At 32.8% G+C, this 19,689-nt stretch carries 20 protein-coding genes; all 20 read right to left on the bottom strand.

Annotated elements, in window-relative coordinates:
• Positions 1–45: 45 nt before the first annotated feature.
• On the bottom strand, positions 46–609 hold the full coding sequence (locus FF125_RS08085; RefSeq protein ID WP_138949286.1) for a TetR/AcrR family transcriptional regulator: 564 nt from the start codon (positions 607–609) through the stop codon (positions 46–48).
• 188 nt (positions 610–797) lie between these two features.
• The gene (locus FF125_RS08080; protein ID WP_138949285.1) at positions 798–2,687 is read right to left on the bottom strand and encodes a monovalent cation:proton antiporter-2 (CPA2) family protein; all 1,890 of its coding nucleotides are present in this window, start codon (positions 2,685–2,687) and stop codon (positions 798–800) included.
• A 3-nt stretch (positions 2,688–2,690) separates the two neighbouring features.
• Positions 2,691–3,287, bottom strand: coding sequence for a glutathione-regulated potassium-efflux system oxidoreductase KefF (kefF, locus tag FF125_RS08075; RefSeq protein ID WP_138949284.1), 597 nt, complete (start codon positions 3,285–3,287; stop codon positions 2,691–2,693).
• Positions 3,288–3,604: 317 nt separating this feature from the next.
• Complete coding sequence (locus tag FF125_RS08070) at positions 3,605–3,934, bottom strand: CBU_0592 family membrane protein (protein ID WP_250629713.1); 330 nt, start codon at positions 3,932–3,934, stop codon at positions 3,605–3,607.
• 118 nt (positions 3,935–4,052) lie between these two features.
• Positions 4,053–4,916 carry a helix-turn-helix domain-containing protein gene (locus FF125_RS08065; protein WP_138949283.1) on the bottom strand — a complete coding sequence of 288 codons (864 nt, stop codon included), beginning with the start codon at positions 4,914–4,916 and terminating at the stop codon, positions 4,053–4,055.
• Positions 4,917–5,125: 209 nt separating this feature from the next.
• On the bottom strand, positions 5,126–5,932 hold the full coding sequence (locus FF125_RS08060) for an SDR family NAD(P)-dependent oxidoreductase (RefSeq protein WP_138949282.1): 807 nt from the start codon (positions 5,930–5,932) through the stop codon (positions 5,126–5,128).
• Positions 5,933–6,008: 76 nt separating this feature from the next.
• The gene (locus FF125_RS08055; RefSeq protein WP_138949281.1) at positions 6,009–6,251 is read right to left on the bottom strand and encodes an LLM class oxidoreductase; all 243 of its coding nucleotides are present in this window, start codon (positions 6,249–6,251) and stop codon (positions 6,009–6,011) included.
• A gap of 28 nt (positions 6,252–6,279) precedes the next feature.
• Positions 6,280–7,233 (bottom strand): 2OG-Fe(II) oxygenase, encoded by a 954-nt coding sequence (locus FF125_RS08050; protein ID WP_138949280.1) that lies wholly within the window; start codon positions 7,231–7,233, stop codon positions 6,280–6,282.
• A 246-nt stretch (positions 7,234–7,479) separates the two neighbouring features.
• Positions 7,480–7,884, bottom strand: a complete 405-nt coding sequence (locus FF125_RS08045) for a nuclear transport factor 2 family protein (protein ID WP_138949279.1) — start codon at positions 7,882–7,884, stop codon at positions 7,480–7,482.
• Between the two features lie 12 nt (positions 7,885–7,896).
• Positions 7,897–8,742, bottom strand: coding sequence for an enoyl-CoA hydratase/isomerase family protein (locus FF125_RS08040; RefSeq protein ID WP_138949278.1), 846 nt, complete (start codon positions 8,740–8,742; stop codon positions 7,897–7,899).
• 124 nt (positions 8,743–8,866) lie between these two features.
• Positions 8,867–9,727: an AraC family transcriptional regulator gene (locus FF125_RS08035; protein ID WP_138949277.1), complete on the bottom strand. Its 861-nt coding sequence runs from the start codon at positions 9,725–9,727 to the stop codon at positions 8,867–8,869.
• Between the two features lie 373 nt (positions 9,728–10,100).
• Positions 10,101–11,654 (bottom strand): DEAD/DEAH box helicase, encoded by a 1,554-nt coding sequence (locus FF125_RS08030; protein ID WP_138949276.1) that lies wholly within the window; start codon positions 11,652–11,654, stop codon positions 10,101–10,103.
• Between the two features lie 211 nt (positions 11,655–11,865).
• Entirely contained in the window at positions 11,866–12,972 is a 1,107-nt protein-coding gene (locus FF125_RS08025; protein ID WP_250629712.1) for a major royal jelly family protein, read from the bottom strand.
• Between the two features lie 140 nt (positions 12,973–13,112).
• Positions 13,113–13,586, bottom strand: a complete 474-nt coding sequence (locus tag FF125_RS08020; RefSeq protein ID WP_138949275.1) for a cupin domain-containing protein — start codon at positions 13,584–13,586, stop codon at positions 13,113–13,115.
• Between the two features lie 166 nt (positions 13,587–13,752).
• Positions 13,753–14,760 (bottom strand): zinc-binding alcohol dehydrogenase family protein, encoded by a 1,008-nt coding sequence (locus tag FF125_RS08015; protein ID WP_138949274.1) that lies wholly within the window; start codon positions 14,758–14,760, stop codon positions 13,753–13,755.
• Between the two features lie 28 nt (positions 14,761–14,788).
• Positions 14,789–15,463: an NAD(P)H-dependent oxidoreductase gene (locus FF125_RS08010; RefSeq protein ID WP_138949273.1), complete on the bottom strand. Its 675-nt coding sequence runs from the start codon at positions 15,461–15,463 to the stop codon at positions 14,789–14,791.
• A 212-nt stretch (positions 15,464–15,675) separates the two neighbouring features.
• Complete coding sequence (locus tag FF125_RS08005; RefSeq protein ID WP_138949272.1) at positions 15,676–16,308, bottom strand: alpha-ketoglutarate-dependent dioxygenase AlkB family protein; 633 nt, start codon at positions 16,306–16,308, stop codon at positions 15,676–15,678.
• Between the two features lie 50 nt (positions 16,309–16,358).
• Positions 16,359–17,849: a BCCT family transporter gene (locus tag FF125_RS08000; RefSeq protein ID WP_138949271.1), complete on the bottom strand. Its 1,491-nt coding sequence runs from the start codon at positions 17,847–17,849 to the stop codon at positions 16,359–16,361.
• A gap of 77 nt (positions 17,850–17,926) precedes the next feature.
• Complete coding sequence (locus FF125_RS07995; RefSeq protein WP_138949270.1) at positions 17,927–18,721, bottom strand: SDR family NAD(P)-dependent oxidoreductase; 795 nt, start codon at positions 18,719–18,721, stop codon at positions 17,927–17,929.
• A 23-nt stretch (positions 18,722–18,744) separates the two neighbouring features.
• Entirely contained in the window at positions 18,745–19,689 is a 945-nt protein-coding gene (locus FF125_RS07990; RefSeq protein WP_138949269.1) for an aldo/keto reductase, read from the bottom strand.

Here is a 19,689-nt window from a genome sequence, read left to right as displayed (position 1 = left end):
TATTTTTTCTAAACAATCGTTTAGTTATTGTGCAAAAAAAAAGGCTTATATATTTTTAAATGTCATCTCAATATAGTCTTCTATTTCTTTTTGCGTATTTACTCTTGCTGCTGCCGCTAAGCCATGTTTAGCTAACAGTAAAAAATTGGCTTCCTTAAGAACCGTCTCTTCGCTTTTTGTAGCATCCATACTTAATTTTTCAATAAATAAGGCTTTCAAATTATCCATAAAGGCAACCATTTCCTCTTTAATTAATTGATCTTGGTTTTCTGAAAACTCATTATACGTATTGGTTACCAAACAGCCTTTTTGGTTTCCAGCTTTATAATTTGAACTTACAGAGTCATAGAAAAATTGTTTAATATCTTCTACACCTCTTGATGCCTTTTTTAATTTATCTAGCGTAACACCAACTTTCATTTTGTAACACTTTAAACTTTCAAGAAAGAGACCGTGTTTATTCCCAAAACTAGAATAGATAGAAAATTTATTAATGCCCATTTCTTTTTCAAGCATTTGCATTGATGTTGCTTCGTAGCCTTTTTTCCAAAAAAGGTTCATTGCTTTTTCAACAACTTCATCTTCTCTATATTCTTTTTTCCTTGCCATTATTTCTAATTACCCTGCAAAACTAAACAATCGGTTAGTAATAAAAAAACTTTTCATGATTTATTTCTATTTTTTAACCAAACTACGAAATTTCAAATCTCGTTTACACTCATCTAAGTACTATGCCTGTTCCATTTAAATGCTGTTCAAAACCTTTTTAGCATTAAAAGTAATATATAGGATTAAAACTACTCTTCGGGCATGCTATTTAAAGCATTCCTAATATATTCACTATCCCAGTGATTATCATATTCAACAATACCTCTTTTAAAATCTTCATTTAAAAATTTCTCTTGCTGTTCTAGCTCTTTTTTAGCCTTAAAAATATAGTTATCATCATATTTTCGTTCAGAAGCTAAACGTCTTAAACTATCTTCATCATATTTAATAAAATTACGAACTTGTCTATTGATTGTATATTTTCTGAAGCCCATTTTACTTAAAACATCTTTTGCCAAGGTTAATGAGGTTTCCAAAGATTCACGATAAATATTTTCATTACCAAGATTCAATAACTCATAAGCATCATATCTGTTTTTTGTACGGATCATTAATTCTACATGCGGATATTTTTCTTTTACTATTTTACTAATAGTCTTAGAGACTTCTATTTTATTCGTTGCACAAATAATTATTTTAGCATCTGCAATCCCTGCAGATTCTAATAAATCTAAACGTGTGGCGTCTCCATAATACACTTCAAAACCCATTTTCCGAAGAAAATCAACACGATTAGAATCATGATCTAGAATTGTTGCTTCAACACCATGCGAGCGTAAAAAACGTCCAATGGTACTTCCAAAATGTCCAAAACCTACCAATATAATTTTTTGAGATTTTGCTATATGGTCCATGGGTCTTTTTACAGACTCTTTAGTCCCGATTTTTGGTAATATAAACCGTTCATTAATAATCCCAACAATTGGTGTAAGCGACATACTAAGTGCTGTTATTACCAACATCATATCCATTTCTTCTTGCGACAAAATATTAAGACCAAATGCAAAGGATAGCAATACAAAGGCAAATTCTCCAATTTGAGCTAAACTGAAAGTAAGTAGTAATTTCTGGTCCAATTTTAATTTAAAAATATGACCCGTAATAAATAATACAACCGCTTTTAAAACAATAATTGCGATTAAGATACCTCCAATGGTTAGCGGACTATTAGCGATAACAATAAAATTAATAGAGGCACCTACTGCCATAAAAAACAGACCTAGCAATAAATTTTTAAAAGGCTCTAGTGTACTTTCTAATTCATGTTTAAACTCACTATTTGAGAGCACTACCCCACCCAAAAAGGCACCTAAAGCGGGACTCAACCCTACAAATTCCATTAAAAAAGAAATACCAAAAACAATTAAAAAAGCAGATGCTATTAATAATTCTCGAACACCGGTTTTGGCTACTTTACGCAACATAGGTACTATTAAATATTTACCAGCCACTATAATTAAAACCACGGATAAAATAATAGCCAATGTTTGTAAACCCATAGGAAGATTATTCAATAAATTTGTGTGATCACCCTTATCTACTGTGCTCGCATTACCATCTGTGTTAGACAACAGCGGTATAAAACCCAACATAAAAATCACTATTATATCTTGAAACAGTAAAATAGAAAATGAAGAAGCTCCAAAAGTTGTATTCATCAGGCCTTTTTCTTTTATGGTTTGCATTGCAATTGCTGTGGATGATAATGCGACAGCCATAGAAATAACCAACGCTACTTTCCATTCTAAACCCAATAAGGTAAATAAAATAAAAGAGAGCAACATGGTACCTCCTACCTGTATTCCTCCCATACCTACAATGCTTTTTCGCATGTTCCAGAAATTTTTTGGTTCAATTTCTAGTCCAATTAAGAACAACATCATCACCACGCCAAACTCGGCAAAATGTAAAATATCGTCACCTTCATTTCCTATAAACCCTAAAACATAAGGCCCTATTAATACGCCCGCTAACAAATAGCCAATGACAGAACTTAACCCTAATTGTTTGGCAATAGAAACACAAATAATGGCTCCTGCCAAAAAGACTATGGCTTCAAAAAGTATACTTCCAGTCATATCTTAAGAGGTTTTTAGTTTTGGTAAATCGTTTAAAAAAGTAGCTAGTTTAAGTTCTTTTAGTGAAATCTCATCTTGAAGCAATACTATTAATTTTGAATATTGATTTGCATAGTCTTCTAAATCTTCATCATTTAGTCTGTGGGTGCCCATTACTGCAAATGGAGGTAAATACTTCATCCCACATAATTTTGCCGTTTGTTCAAAAGGTCTTAAAAATTGATTCACAGAAAAACTATTGACACCTTCTGAACAATACATTTCTTTTGAACCGCCCGTTGTAATTACATTTAAACAGGTTTTATCTTGCAATGCATTTCCTTCTGGTCCATAGGCCCAATTAAACTCCAAAACCATGTCTATCCACTGTTTCATTAATGGCGGACAACTATACCAATATAATGGGTGATGCCAAATGATAACATCATGCTGATTTAGTAACTCCTTTTCTGCAGTTACATCAATATGAAAATCAGGATAACGTTCGTACAAATCGTGCAGCGTTACTCCTTCCTTATCCTTTATCCTTTCAATAAGTGCTGAATTTGCTCGTGACTTTTCAAATTTAGGATGCGAAAACAGAATTAGTATTTTTTTCATACGGCAAATTTAAATGAAAAAAAATAAGCGATTTGTATTTAACTTCCAATCGCTTACTTTAAATCTTAGTGAAAATAAAACCTAACTATTTGTTTCGTTTTATAATAAAACGATAATCTTACCAATACGTGGAAAGATTACCATCCCACACACATTGTCTACTATTTTTAAATGGTTAATATCTTTTTGAGCAGAAACTAAAGGCGAATTTTCATTTGATAATTAAAAGAACTTTAAAAGCATAAAAAGGCAGCCATTGGCTACCTTTTCACTACATCATAAATTACAATTTAGTATCTCTAAAATACTTAAAACCTTTAATAATTCCTTGATTTCAATCGCATTATTCGCAATTGTAAACGTTGATGAAAATAAAGGTTTCCATGCACGTTTTCTTTATTAAAAGTTTGTTCTTTTTTCTTTGTTTTGTATAAGGTGAAAGTTGCCATTATACTCCATATTAAATTTGACACAAATGAAGGGATCGCATTATAATAATAACAATTAATTGCAATTAAAAGTGCTCCAAAAAGATTTAAATACTTCGCATAATCAAAGTACCTTTTATTTTCTATAAGTGTTAGTCCGTAAGCAAGAATTAAAAAGCCAGAACCTGACCATCCTAATATATCAATTACTAATTTCATTTCTCTTAATTTGTTTCATTTGTTGTTGTTAAACTATGAAGCAAATTTGCTGTAAGACCATTAATATATTATGATAAAAAAGCACCTATAAATGGTAATTTTTAGCCATTACAACATCTTAAAAGCGATTCCTAAATTCTATGGGTGTGATATGTTGATGTTTTTTAAAAAACTTTACAAAGTTTGTAGGTTCATCAAAACCAAGTGTATATCCAATTTCTTTTACACTATCTGTAGTATGGACCAGCAAGCGTTTCGCTTCTAATATTATTCTAGCATCTATCATTTGCTTTGGTGTAATATCCATTATTTTTAAAGTAGCATTACTTAAACGTTTTTGAGTAACATTAAGCTGAATTGCGTATTTACTAACTGATTTTTGTGTTTGATACTGTTTGTCTAAAAAGTCTCTAAACCTAATTACACATTCTAAATCTGACCCTTTGTTTATTTGGGTACTATTCTGATTTTGTCTTGCTCTCTCAGATAACAGCAATAAATTCTGAAGATAATTTCTAAGAATATCTGACTGATAATTGTCTACATCTGAAGTTAATTCCTTTTTGATAAGTTTCATAAAACTATCAAATACAGAGGTTAAACCCTTTACCTCAATACTGGAAATAGTATGTAAATCGTTAAAAAGCATACTACTTCTTAAAAACTTTGTATCATATTCTGTTTTACAAAAAAAGTTATCTGTAAATAAAAGTATTTCGCCGCCTATAGGCTCATTACTATCATAACATTGAACACTGTTTTTATCGACAAATAAGATAGAATTTGGTTGTATTTCTATGGGGTGAAAATCTACCATATGCTTTGGCCTCCCACTTTTAAACCAAATAATCTGATAGAAATCTGTTCTATGTGGTATAATTAAATCATCAAAAAGATTCGCATAATGCGTGCCTAGGTCTAAAAGCTCAAACTCATGAGGCACCCCTTCTTTAAACCCATACTTTTTAATATTTGATGTCACTTATAGTGGTGTTTATTAATAAAAACAAAAGTATCTATTTTTTGATTGTAAATTTCAGCATTTTCACAATGAATTATAAATGCAAAAATATAAAGAAATAAGAACCTCTAAAAATAAAAAACTCCGAAAGCTATTGCTCTCGGAGTTCTAAACTAAATCTATTTAAACCTATACTGCCTAATAAAGATTGGTAAAAATTAAAGAACTATTTATAGTAAACCGTTGGTTATACTTAATAACTTTTCGATTTTACCTTCGTCATACGCATCTGGATGTGCAGGAGAAAAATGTCCTTTAACTTCACCTTTATCATTGTCAAAATAGTTACCTGAATCATTTTTATAGTTTTCAGACAATGCTAAATCAACCAAAATATCGCTCCCTTTTTCCGCTGGTGACCAATGTTGACCATACGCCTCTTTAGCCATTTTTGTTTTTAACAACGACCCGGGATTTACGGCAATAACTGTAATATTTGGCTCTTGTTTTGCTAAATAAAAACTCCACATCGTTAATGCTAATTTACTTTGTGCGTAGGTTGAATTTTCAGACTGTTGTTCTTTCCCTGTTAAAACAGCTTCTGAAACTGGTGCTTGTGCTGCAGAACTTAAATTGATAATTCGTGGTGCTTCCGATTTTTTTATGTTCGAAAGAATAGCATTCGTTAATACATAAGGAGCTAAATAATTAACCACCATTCTCATATCTAAACCATCTTTATTCTCTATTGCTTTACTTTTAAAAACACCTGCATTATTGATTAAAATATCAATTTTAGGAATTTCCTTTTTAATTTTATCAGCCATTTTTATAACGGATTCTAAATCTGAAAAATCAGCGACAAAACCTTCTATATTTTCATTATTTGAAGCCTTTTTAATTTCCGAAATTACTTGAAGCACTTTTGCTTCATTTCTTCCGTGTACATAAACGATATTACCTTTTTTCGCTAAATTTAAAGCCGTAATTTTACCTATTCCGTCTGTACTTCCTGTAATTATTATTGTTTTACACATGATTTTTTTTTGTTTTATTCTAAGGTCACTTTGAGCGTTGTCTAAAGGTCTTTTTAGTTATCGACTATATACGAACTTACATTTTCTTATTATTTTTCTTGGAATGAAATTCTGGCAATACTCTTTTTGCAATTCGCTCTAAAGTAGCATCCATATTCATCGTATTGAACCTTAAGTTTAAAGCTAAATGATTAACTCCAATACTTCGTAATTTTTCAATATAATCGATTAAATAATGAACACCTAATCTAAATCCGAAATGAATGGGTTCTGGTTTAACTTTTGTTTCTTTAGTTATTTCTACATATAAAGATTGCATAGAATAAGATAAAGGGTTTCTGATTTTCTTAAAAAGGTGCAAAGGTGTCTTTGGGACTCTTTGGCACACTCCAACGCTCGCGAGCACTAATGCTTTCTGATGTAACAACTTTAGATGCTGAGTTATCGACACTACCATAGCTACTTGCTCCTCCTCTCGGAATTTGCATACGATCTCCATATAACCACACTACCAAGTTACTACGTTGCCCACTAATAATGGGGTGCGTAGCGTGTGCTACATCACCTCTGTGAATTATTGCTTTCCCTGATTCAAATGTAGTTTGCACCGTTTTTCCCGTGGTTTTATCGTAAAAATCAACTTGCGAACCTGTAAATGCTTCATCGGGTAAGTTAATGTTGATATTCAAGGTAGCGGCAGAAGCATCCGTGTGACCATTTAAATCCTTGTCTTTATCTGGATTGTACTGAATAGAAAAACCAAATGTTTGGTTGTCATAACCATAAGTCCCCAATAACAAACGTGCAATCGGACGCATATAACGGTCCATAATATCATTATAAAATGCCTGAAAATTCGGTGCTGCAAGATAGCCTTCTGAGCGTGGATCTAACATAATTCCATAACGATTCAATTGTATTCCGTATGGTGCTCGTTTAGGAATTTGTGAATTTACTACAGCTTCTAAATATTTACGAAAATCCGCTAAGCGTTCTGGGTTAAAAAACTGAGCAACATAAACACCAGGACTAATTTCTTCCCATAAATCGGCAACAGCATTTTCTTTTTCTGGGTTTTCCCATGCTTCTTTAATCGCCTTTTGTAAGCGTGGATCTAGCAACGTTTCATCAGGAACTAGTATATTATCTTTGTTTTCAATTTCCCATTCTGTCCATGCCTCTTCAAGTAGATTTCGGTTACTATTCCAAAAATGTGAGACAGAGGCCTCACGTTTTAGCGAGGCCTCACGAGAAGGTAAAGTAAGTGCACGAGCTTGTGCGAGTATATTTTTATTTGTCATTGTTTTTATAATTTATTTTTTTTACCAAAAACTACCGTAATAGGATATTTTGGCTTTGTATGCATTGTTATTTGTTTTCTATTAATTAATCGCCTTATGTATAATTAAATAACAATTAATCTCACTACAAATGTAGTCCTAGACAGTAGTAATTTTTTGGTAGTAAAAACGGTTGTTTAGGTATATTTCAAGGTTTTATTTTTAAACACAAAAAACACCTCTTTTACAAGAGGCATTTATAATTTACTACGCATCAACAAATATTGATTTTACGTGTAATGTGTCCATGTACTCTTTTATTTTAAGAATCTTACCATCAGAAAATTGAAATAAAAAGTGATACGGATTATTATAAACTTTATCATTTGTAAGTACACCGTAAGAAATAAATTCGGCAGCTACCCTATCGCCTTCCGCAGTCCAACCCACTGGTGTTAATTCTAATCCGTTAGGAATAGCCTCCTTCACCATTTTAATTAATTCTCCAATCCCGTTTTTATCCATCGTTCCAGAAACGGGTAAATCTCCTTTAATTCCCATGGCTTGCCACATTACGTCAGAATCTAAATATGTTAACGCATTGGTCGCATCACCTGCAGAAAAACGTTCGAAAAAATTAAGTATCGTTTGTTTATTTTGTGCTGTATTCATGATTTTCAGTTTTTAGTTTACACCTTGTAATCCCATTAATAATGTCTCAAAGTTTCTTTGATTTTCTATATCATTTTGAAAGCCTGTATCGTCCGCCATTGTAAAACGCTTAATGGCAGGTGATTTACTTGTTGCTTGGTATAACCAATAGGCTTCTTCTTTTAAAGCTTCTTCAATTGGTAAATCTATAGACGCATAAACGGTACGTTTAGCAGCTTCGATAGCATCTGAATTAAACTGTGACATTCTATTCACCAAATCTTCAACAAAAGCTCCTATTTTATCCGCATCTAAAGCTCTATTTATTAATCCGTAAGCTTCTGCTTGGTCTGCATCAAAATCTTTTGCTGATAAAATAACTTCTAATGCTCTACCTAAACCAATTTGACGTGCCATACGAGAAGATCCACCACCACAAGGTAAAATTCCCATACCAACTTCCATTTGCATAAATACTGCTTTACCCCTTGCTGCAAAACGCATGTCTGTTGCTAAAGCAAATTCGTGTCCGCCACCTCTAGCAAAACCTTCTATTTTAGAAACTGTAATTTGCGGTAGCTTACTAATACGTTGCAAAACTTTTTGTAAGTCTAATAATTCTATATCTTCTCTAGTGACTGCTTTTGTCGACATTTCTTTTAAGAAATTAGTGTCTGCATGTGCTATAAAAATTTCTGGGTGTGCTGATTGAAATACGACTACTTTGATACTTCTGTCATCCTCTAAAGATGCTGCCAAATCATCCAACTCTTTAATCATCGGAATGTCCTGAATATTTACCGGTGGGTTATCAAAAGTTACCCAAGCCTGTCCTTCTTTTTCTGCTACTTTAAATGTTTTAAATCCTGTTGTTTTCATAGTGTTATGTTTTAAATTATTAGTGTTGTGTTTTAATTACACTGCAAATTTACAGGAGGAACCAAGGTTTAATTTGGTATAAAACAAAGCACTATTAGTAAAAAACAAGGTTATTAGTAAAAACTTAGGCTAAAGCCGCTTTAAAAGCACCAATAGTAATGCCTTTATAGGCTAAAAAAGTTTTATTTAAATGGCTAGAATCTGTAAAACCGAGTTCGATTGCTATTTCTGAGAATTGTAAATCAGTATATTTAAGTCGTGTTTCTACTAACTTCAATTTATAATTAATGATGTACTTTTTTAGGCTAATGTCTGTATGCTTTTTAAAATACTCGCTCATATAATTATCTGCCATATGAAATTCTTCAGCAAGACTTTTAGTAGATAACAATTCTGTATTGTAAATATTAGTGTGAATAAAATTTATGATTTGTTGAATTTTTGAAGTCACATTAACTTTTGAAATATCTGTATTTAAAAACTGAATATTTCTGGCTATAACATGAAGAATAATAGATAGCGAATTTTGAATGATAAACACATCATAGGATTGTTTTTTCAAATTTTCAGTAGATACCAACTTAATTAAAGATACTAAATGTAGTTTGTCAGATTCAGTTTCAAACTGCATTTCACGTAGTTGGTGACTTTCACTATTTAAAATGCCTTCAATTTTTCGAAACCAATCGTTAACAGGTAGTATATCGTTCTGAGTATTTGTGTTCCTAAAAAAACTCTTTAAAAACTTGATAGCTACAGTAGATGTGGCAGTTTCTGGATTAACAATATAGATATCATCTGGTACAAACACAAAAACACTATTTGGTGTATAGTTTACCATGTTACCATTAATTTTTATCGTTCCTGTGCCTTCTTCGAAATAAACGATTTCAAAAAAACGAATGGTTGTGTACTTACAAAAGTCAAAAAAGGTTTGTTTTTTGTATTCTGCGATAACAATATTTTCTATAATGGTTCTTGGCATAATTCGCTTTTATAAAGTTAAACATTCTATGAATAAAAAAACCCACTTTATACCAATGGCTTCTTCTGGCTATTAACCAACACTCAAATTACCGTAAAGAAACACCTTCTACACTAGTTATAAACCTGCATATACAACATGGTTTCGTCGCTACACTTTGACTGTCATTAAAAGCGGCACCCCTGTCTACTTAAGTGGCGGATAAATACATATGATCATCTGCGAGGTTATAACTTACACCTTTGGACCAAATTAAATGATCATCTTTTGTATACTACGGTCTTTTGTCAAAACTACGGCTACACGTTTACCCTATTTTAAGAAGTGTTAGATAAACCAAAAAAGAATCTAATCTGTGGATTATAAGACTCCGTTACTCTTCCGGAGGATAACCATGAATTTGTTCAAAAACGGCATCAAAATTTTTAAGAAGATAGGTGTTAAGCTTTTTTTGATAATCCAGTTTTAGCCAACTTATAAAATTATTGGTGCTTTTACTTATACACTTGCCATAAACTTTTATCCTATTATCAATATCTTCTTTAAGTAATTTTGCCAACGTAAGGGCATCATACACATCTTCACTGTTTTCTATACAGATATAGGCATGTTGTTCAATGGATTTTTCCAATACTACTTTAGAGGTTTCTCCGGAAAAGGTGGTATCCTTATATAAGGCATTAATATCCAAGTAAGTCTCCTTGGATTTTGAAAATTCTGACCGAATGTCATCGGCCAACTCATGTTTAAAATTACTTTCAATAGCTTCATCGTCCTTAATACGGTCTATGTAGTAATTCGGAGATTTAAAAATGGCCTCCCAATTTAGATCTGCCCCCCAAGGACCAAAACGATAGATATTATTACCTAGATCTATAACGGTAAATTTAGATTTGTTGTTCAACACCCGAGACCCCCTACCGATCATTTGGTAGTACAAGGTCAAAGACTTTGTGGCCCTGTTTAAAATAATGGTATCTATAGTGGGTTCATCAAAACCAGTCGTTAGTATACTTACAGATGTTAGTATGGCGTCCGGAGTTTCATGAAACCACTTTAAAATTTGTTTTCGTTGTTTTTTGGTGGCGGTATTGTCCAAATGCATAATGGGCAACCCCGCATTGTTAAAGGTATGGTATACCTGGATTGAGGTATCTATACCATTGTTAAATATCAATGTTTTTTTTCCTTTTGAATGTATTATATAAGCTTCCAGTAATTTATTTAACATCGACGGACTCGTATACAGGTCTGAAGAAGATTTAACTGTATAATCCCCATTGGAACCTATCTCCAAAGAAGTCAATCCCATGTCATACTGGTGCGTTTCTGCTCTCGCCAGAAAGTCGTTCTCAATTAAATTTTCTATGGATTCGCCAGGAATCAGCTCATCGTAGTTGCTATTCATGGGCAACTCCTTATTGGAACTTAAGGGCGTAGCAGTAACCCCAAGAATAAATGAGTTTTCGAAAAATTTGAACAATTTTGTAAACGAATTATAATGAGCCTCATCTACAATGACTAAACCGACGTCCGAGATATTCAATATACCGTCGTTAAGCCTATTATTTAGCGTTTCCACCATGGCCACATAACAATTGTAGCGTTCATGGTCATCTAAATTGGCTTTGCTATTAACTACTTTATTGACCACTCCAAAACTGGTGAGCATTTTAGAAGTCTGGTTACAGAGCTCTACACGGTGTGTCATGACCAAGACCTTTTTTGAGTGATTTTTTAGGTATTGCCGTACCATCTCAGAGAAAATTACGGTCTTTCCCCCACCAGTAGGTAATTGATATAAGAGGTGGTAATCATCTCTTTCATTATCGAACTTTTCAAATATTTGATTAATAGCACCTTGCTGGTAGCTGTAAAGTTCTTTGTCCGTCTTTTTTTCCTGTATTTCAAATAGGGGCTGTTGCATAATATCTTTTTCTTGAGTGTGCAAATGTAAAACCTTCGACAAGTTATTACTAATATTTTGAATGGCTTTACGAAACAATTCCCTATTTTTTTCTGAAATGATATATATTCACCGTAGGGATTTCTCCAAATTAATCCCAAAAACAGGCGTCCATCCGAAAGTTAACCACGTGCAAACGATGGTGTAAAGTCATTAAGTATTTAACTCGATTTTATCTAAAAGAAACGCCTTCTACTATAGGTTTAAACCTGAAAATATAAAATGGTTTTGTAGAGAGATCTTTGCCTTGATTAAATACGGCTCCTCTATTTACTTGTGCTGCAGAAACATACATATAACCATCTACATGATTATAACTTACACCATCTGGCCAAACCATATTAGGGTCTTTTATCATCGTTTTTACACTTTTATCTTTTGCTAAAACTACAACTACACTATTCGATTCTAAAGCGGTGAGATAAATATTCCCTTCTGTATCAATACTCATTCCTCCATTGTTTGGTTTCTCTGAATACGTTTCAATTTTACGATCCAATTCTATTTCTGTAAAGTTCTCATTTACTAAATCTAAGGTTTTAATTCTGTAGATTTTAGTTCCGTTTAACGGACCATAATAAATGTATTCGAAATTAGCATCAGCGGTAATTCCGTCATTACCCACTAATAAATCTACACCTTTAACCGCTAAATGTTTTCCGTTAATTACCGTTGGTGTCTTTTCTGGCAACGTTGTACGCGTACCTTCTAATAATCGACGTGCTTTACCCGTTTTCATATCCACAATAATAAATGCACCACTGGTTCCATCTCCTCCATTGCCAATACCTTCATCTGCTATTATAAAATAACCGTTTTTGGTATCTACAACCATATCATTTGGTTGAGCATGCTCAGGTACTATAGATTTTGGTAAATAATAAATACGCTCTAATTGATTGGTTTTTGTGTTCCAACCCACTATTTTGGGTGATACATTATCACGTTGTGCCATATCTAACATCCAAACAATTCCGTTTTTATCGTTTCTAATGCCTAAAACATTACTTAAATAATTATCGTCGGTAGTTCTTGGTGTATTCCAAGCTTTATTAGGAAACGGTTGGCTTATTTTTGTTTTAGCATCCATAAGCATTACTCTATTTTCTGGTGAGAAAAAGGGATGATGACTATACACTAAATCTCCAGTATTAGTAAACGTAATATTACCAACAGCTTGATCTGTAGTGGCAAAAACCTCTGCTTCAGTTATTTTGTTTTGTGCTTGTATTGACATAACTGTTGTGATGATAATAAATGTGATATTAATGATTTTCATTTTGAATTTAATTGTGTCGTCAGTTCGAGTGACATTGGTTATTTAAAATTTTGTATCAAGAACTTTTACTTAACCCAAACTTCTCGATACTAATTTCTCGTACCTCAAAATTCACTCGAAGTGACGTTCTATTTAAAGTTTTATTTACTCTTTTTTAAATACGCTGGTAATTCTTTGCTTAACCAATCTTCACGCACAGGAACGTGAACATCTAAATCTACCGTTTCTTCTAGAGCCCAAAACTCGTGAGGTACATTTTCTGGAAACACAATCACTTCTCCTGCTCCAACTTCTACAAATTGTTCTTTTCCGTCTATAATGGTCTTGATTTTTACTTTACCAGACATAATATATGTAATCTGCTCATTAGGATGCTGGTGCCAAGGAATATGTGCTCCTTTTTCTAAATTAAAAATGGTCATTTGACCTTTTTCACCATGAAACCACTTACGCTTTATCCCCTCAACAATAGTTTCTGATTCCATTTTATCAAAATTGAAATGTTGCACTTTTGAAGTTGCTACAGAATCTTTGGTTGTTACTTGTGCATTTACCGTATTACCTACAAATAGTGTAGTGACCGCTAATGCCGCTATAATTGATTTGAAATTCATTTTTGCATTATTTATTTGAGTCAGTTCGTGTGAACTTCTTTTTCAGAATTTTGTATTTAGAAATATTTGAAATAATAAGCTTCTCGATACATTTTTATTTTCATTGCATTTCAATAAAAACACTCGAAGTGACAATTGATTTTTTATGTATTACTTCCAAATAAAATTAAAAACCTTCTAATACTATTTTACCTTTTGCTTTACCTGTTTCTAGGAAGGCATGAGCTCTACGAAGATTTTCAGCATTAATAATTCCGAAATTCTCACCTAAAGTGGTTTTTATAGTTCCTTTGTCAATTAATTCTGAAACTTTGTTCAAAATGTTGTGTTGTTCAATCATATCTTCCGTTTGAAACATAGATCGTGTAAACATCAATTCGATATGTGTTGAAACTGCTTTTCCTTTAAAAGGCATCACATTTAACACTTTTGGATCATCAATAAAACCGAATTTACCTTGAGGTTTTATCAACTTTACAATCTCATCCACATGATGCTCTGTAGCGTTTAAACTTACTACATATTCGGGAGCAGGAAGATTGTACTTCTCAAATTCTTCACTTAATTTATTTCTGTGATTAATAACGGTATCTGCACCTAATTCTTTTAACCAATTGGTCGTTTCTTCTCGAGAAGCCGTACCTATTATATTCAATTTCGTTAGCTTTTTGGCCAGTTGTACTAAAATAGACCCTACGCCTCCGGCAGCACCAATTACTAAAATAGATTTACTTGCATCGTCTTTTGAAACTTGTAATCTATCAAACAACATTTCGTAAGCTGTAAGTGATGTTAATGGTAAAGCAGCAGCTTCTGGAAAAGATAAACTTGTTGGTTTCTTGCCAACAATACGTTCGTCTACAATTTGGTATTGTGCATAACTTCCTTGGCGTGTAAAATCACCAGCATACCACACTTCATCGCCAGCCTTAAAAAGTGTAACCTCTTCTCCTACTTCTTTTACAATACCAGTTGCATCCCATCCGATAACTTTCCATTCGTCACCTTCTACTGGCATTCCTGCACGCACTTTATAATCTGCTGGATTTACAGAAATGGCTTTTATTTCTACTAAAATTTCTTTTCCAGTAGCTTTCGGTGTGTTTAATTCTATGTCTTGTAATGAGTTTTCATCTTCAATTGGAAGATTCTCTTTATACCCTATTGCTTTCATTTTTATTGTATTTTTAAGATGGAAGTGTTTACTTAAACGTAACTATATCTTCAAAGTTTCTTCTTGATTTTCCAAATTCTGGATCTGTTTTTCTATAACCAAAAGCAGCCATAAATGATAAACCATATTTATCTGTATCTATATCAAATTTTTCTTTTAATAAGGCTTCGGCTTTTTCTTGATGAAATCCTTCAATCGGACAAGAATCAATACCTATTAAAGCTGCAGCGGTTAACATATTACCTAAAGCGATGTAGGTTTGTTTGGCAGACCAATCGAATAATTTTTTGTCTGTATCTAAATCAAAATCATTTTCTTGAAATTCTCTATAGAATTTAGAATACATTTCTATAACATCGGCTGGTAATTGTTTAACATCTTTCATCATGTGCATAATATACTCTGCATCATGTTTTACCATCGGTGCTTTCATACTTAAACCCAATACAAAATGACTTGCAGTATCTAATTTTAAAGGTGCTCCCCAAGCTACAGGTTTTAATAATTCACGTAATTCCTTGTCTTGAACTACTATAAAATGCCATGGCTCAAAACCAAATGAACTTGGCGATAAATTTGCTGTTTTTAGGATGAAATTCATGTCTTCATCTGATACCTTTTTAGTGGCGTCAAACTCTTTAGTAGCATGTCTAAAATTAAAAGCGTTTAATATGTCTTCTTTTGCGATGTTTGGTGTTGTCATGTTATATAATTTTATAAAGTGTTTTATTTATTTGATGCAAATATAATCCCACATACGGAAATAAAAATGTATAAAAAAAGGTGATATTGGTATAAATAGAGGTTTTTAATCATTTAAACCGTATATTTATATAACAAAAGTGTTTCTAAGTCAAAAATAACATGATTTTATACCAAAATGGACTATTTAATCCTTGAATAATACAAATTCCATTAGGATTTTATCCATCTAAAAGTTAAATTAATTCTTGGATTAATTTTCTTCGTTGTTTTTGGTATTTTGTGCTTCCAATTGTTTTGTGTAGCACCTTGCATCAACAACAAACTACCGTGAGCCAACGGAATATCAATACGCTTAAAATCTTTACGTGTAGCATGTTTTAACTGAAAAGGTCTTTTTTCGCCAAACGTCACTGAACCAATTACTGTGTTTTTACGCTGTTCACCTTCATAATCTTGGTGCCAATCAACACTGTCCTTTCCATCTCTGTAATAATTGAGCAAACACCGTGTAAATTTTATAGGTACCTCCTGCTCTATTCGGTTTTTAATAAATAACAAATCAGTATTCCAAGCATGCATTTTACTTCTCTTATCTGAATATGACACAGCTGCTTCTGCATCGCCATACCAGGCAGTTAACCGAGGTAAATTGACTTGTTTGCCGTAAATGGTCATTTGATCTTGTTCCCAGACGGTGTTTTGTAATAAACTATTGTAAAGCCTATTGCTTTCGTCAGTAGTAAAGAAATTTTCAAATAAAGTTACATCAGCTCCAGGTAAATCAAACTCCGTTTTAAGAATTTCATCTGAAGAAAATAAGTCCATTTGACTAAATAAATTCATTTTGTAATAATCTAAAACCGTTAATTATTTTATTAGCATTAAAAATATTCTTAATCCTTTATTGTTTTTCTCAAGCCTATTATAAAATAACCGAGCATTATTATAATAAAAAAAGCAAAAGGTAATGAGGTTATAATTAACAGTCGTTGTACAGCTTCCAAAACATTAATATCTGTTTTAAAGTTACCCAATAATACCAAAGCAATTGTGGCTAAGAGAATAAAAATAGACCAAACTACCCGATGCGTTTTACTTGGGTTTTTAGAACCATTATCTGTAAACATACTTAACACGAATACAGCAGAATCTACAGACGTTATTAAAAAACTAATTAATAAAAACGCTGACGTTATATTTAAAAATGTAGCAAAAGGATAGTGTTCAAAAAAAACAAAAATAGAAGAGAATACGTTACTAAATTGGCTGTTATAAACACCCCATTCATCAATCAAATTAAATGCGGATGTGCCAAAAACAGAAAACCAAAAAAATGTACCCAGAGAAGGAATAATTAAAACACCTAATAGCAACTGACGTATGGTACGACCTTTAGAAATACGAGCAATAAATATACCTGTAAAAGGTGCCCAAGACAACCAAAATGCCCAATAATAGAAAGTCCAGTCAGTTAAAAATTCTGTCCCTGGGTTATAAGATCCTATAGCCAAGCTCATCGGTATAAAATCTATAATATAATAAAAGATAGCCGTAGCAAAAGAAGCAAGAATAGCATTCATATCACTAGTAACAAAGACAAATATTAAAATAGCAAAAGTGACTATAATATTTAATTTAGAAAAAATTTTAATCCCCTTGTTTACACCTTGCCACGCCGAATAACAAGCAACAGTACAAATAAGCACGCACAGTAAAATAGTTGTAATTAATCCAAAATTCGCATCTGTAATATGATTAATACCACCATTAATTTGGGTGGTTCCTAAACCTATTGCAGCAATTAATCCAAAAACAGTCGTTATAATGGTGATGACATCAACCCCTTTTCTTACAATTTTGCTTTTTATATGATCTTCAATGGTGGCACTAATACTCACTTTCTTTTTTCTAATGTATAAACCATAGCCAATAATCATTGCAAATAGTCCGTAAAAGGCCCAAGCCGTTAGGCCCCATTGATAAAAGGTAAATTCTAGTGCTAAAGTATCTGCTGGTAAACTAGAAGTATAAGGCGGATTTTGTTGCATAAAAACAGGCTCTTGTACCGCACGTAACAAAATACCAGACCCCATTCCTGCACTATACAACATAGCAGTCCAAGCCCATAGTGAATGTTCTGGTTTAGAACTTGGTTTGCCTAGTTTAATGTTTCCATAACGAGAAAACGCAATAACTAATAAAGACAAAACTAAACCTAAACCCAAATAAAGATAAAAATATCCAAAGTAATTACGCACCCATAATGAGGCAACTTCTATAGCATTGTAACTAGCTTCCGTAGCAAAAAACACCAATAAAGTACAACTAAAAATGATACCAACAGAAATGGATAAAATGGAATGTTTCTGAATGTATTTTAGCATCAAATTTTATTTTAAACAAAAATAGGGATTAGAATTTAAAACCTAACTCCTATTTTTTTACTTAAAAACAATGACTTTTATAATATGGAACGAATTAATCCACCTTCTACTCTTATAGCTGCTCCGTTGGTAGCAGAAGCCAAATCACTAGAATAATAGACAATAGTGTTTGCAATCTCATCTACAGAAGCAAACCGTTCTATTAAAGAGGTTGGACGCATATTTTTATAAAAATCAGCTTCGACTTCTTCTTCTGATATCCGATCTGCTTTCGCTAAATTTTTAATAAACTCCGTTACACCTTCAGATTTTGTTGGACCAGGCAAAACAGAATTAACCGTAACATTTGTTCCTTTAGTTAGTTCTGCCAAGCCTCTACTCACTGCTAATTGTGCGGTTTTAGTCATTCCATAATGAATCATTTCATCTGGAATAAAAACCGCCGATTCGCTCGAAATAAAGATGATCCGTCCCCAGTTTTTCTTCAACATTTTAGGAAAATAGTTTCGTGCTAACCGAATACCACTCATAACATTTACCTCAAAAAATCGAAACCAATCTTCATCTGGAATATCGGCAAAGGCCTTAGGTTCAAAAATACCCGTGTTATTAACTAAAATATCTACTTCAGGTACTTCTTTTAGTAACCTATTAATGTCGTCTACCTTAGAAAAATCGGCAGCAACACCAGAAACATTCTCGTTTTTAGTACTTGCTTTTAATTGCTCCACAGCTGCATTTACTCTATCTTCCGTTCTACCGTTAATAATAACCGTAGCACCTTCGTTTAAAAAACGTTCTGCAGTTGCATATCCTATACCAGCAGTAGACCCGCTAATTAATGCCACTTTACCTTTTATTTTTAAGTCCATCTTATCTTCTTTAAAATATCTAATTATGTACTGGCTTTTTCTAACAACTCTAAATCTTCTGCATCCAAATTCAATTTTGGTGCATCAAACAAGGTTTGTAATTGATGTTCGCTAGTAGCACTAACAATTGGTGCTGCAACATGTGGTTGTGCTAATAACCAAGCCAGAGCAACAGTTGCGGGTTTGCTACTATGTTTTTCAGAAACGGTATCTAATGCGTTAATAATCCCTAATCCTTTTGCATTTAAATATTGCTTTACTCCTTCGCCACGTACACTTTTTCCTAAATCAGATTCCAATCTATATTTACCTGTTAAAAATCCACTTGCCAAAGAGTAATACGTCATCACACTTAATCCATATTCATCTACAATTTCTGCATATTTAGTTTCATAGTTTTCACGTGCTACCAAATTATAATGCGGTTGCAGAGCCACATACGTTGGTAAATTACTTTCTTCGGAAACTTTAAAAGACTCCAGTAAACGTGCTGGTGATACATTTGATGCTCCAATATAACGAACTTTGCCTGCTTTTATAATCTCGTCATAAGCAGATAATGTTTCTTCTACAGGTGTTACTTCATCATCAAAATGCGTGTAATACAAGTCGATAAAATCCGTTTGAAGACGTTTTAAAGACGCATCAACTGACTTTAAGATATGCTTTTTACTAATATCGTTAGGGTGTTCTTTGGTTTCTGAACCTACTTTGGTAGCAATAACCATTTGGTCTCTATTACCACGAGCTTTCATCCATTTACCTATGATAGTTTCTGATTGGCCTCCAACACCATTTACCCACCAACTGTACGTATCCGCGGTATCAAGAAAGTTGAATCCTGCTCCTACAAAAGCATCTAAAATTTCGAAAGATTGCTTTTCATCTAAAGTCCAACCAAAAACATTGCCTCCAAAATTTATACGAGAGACTTCTAAATCTGTGTTTCCTACATTTATTTTTTTCAT

Source organism: Aureibaculum algae, assembly GCF_006065315.1.
Taxonomy (GTDB): Bacteria; Bacteroidota; Bacteroidia; order Flavobacteriales; family Flavobacteriaceae; genus Aureibaculum; species Aureibaculum algae.
Note: the sequence above shows the minus strand (reverse complement) of the source record. Positions and strands in the feature narration are given on the sequence as shown.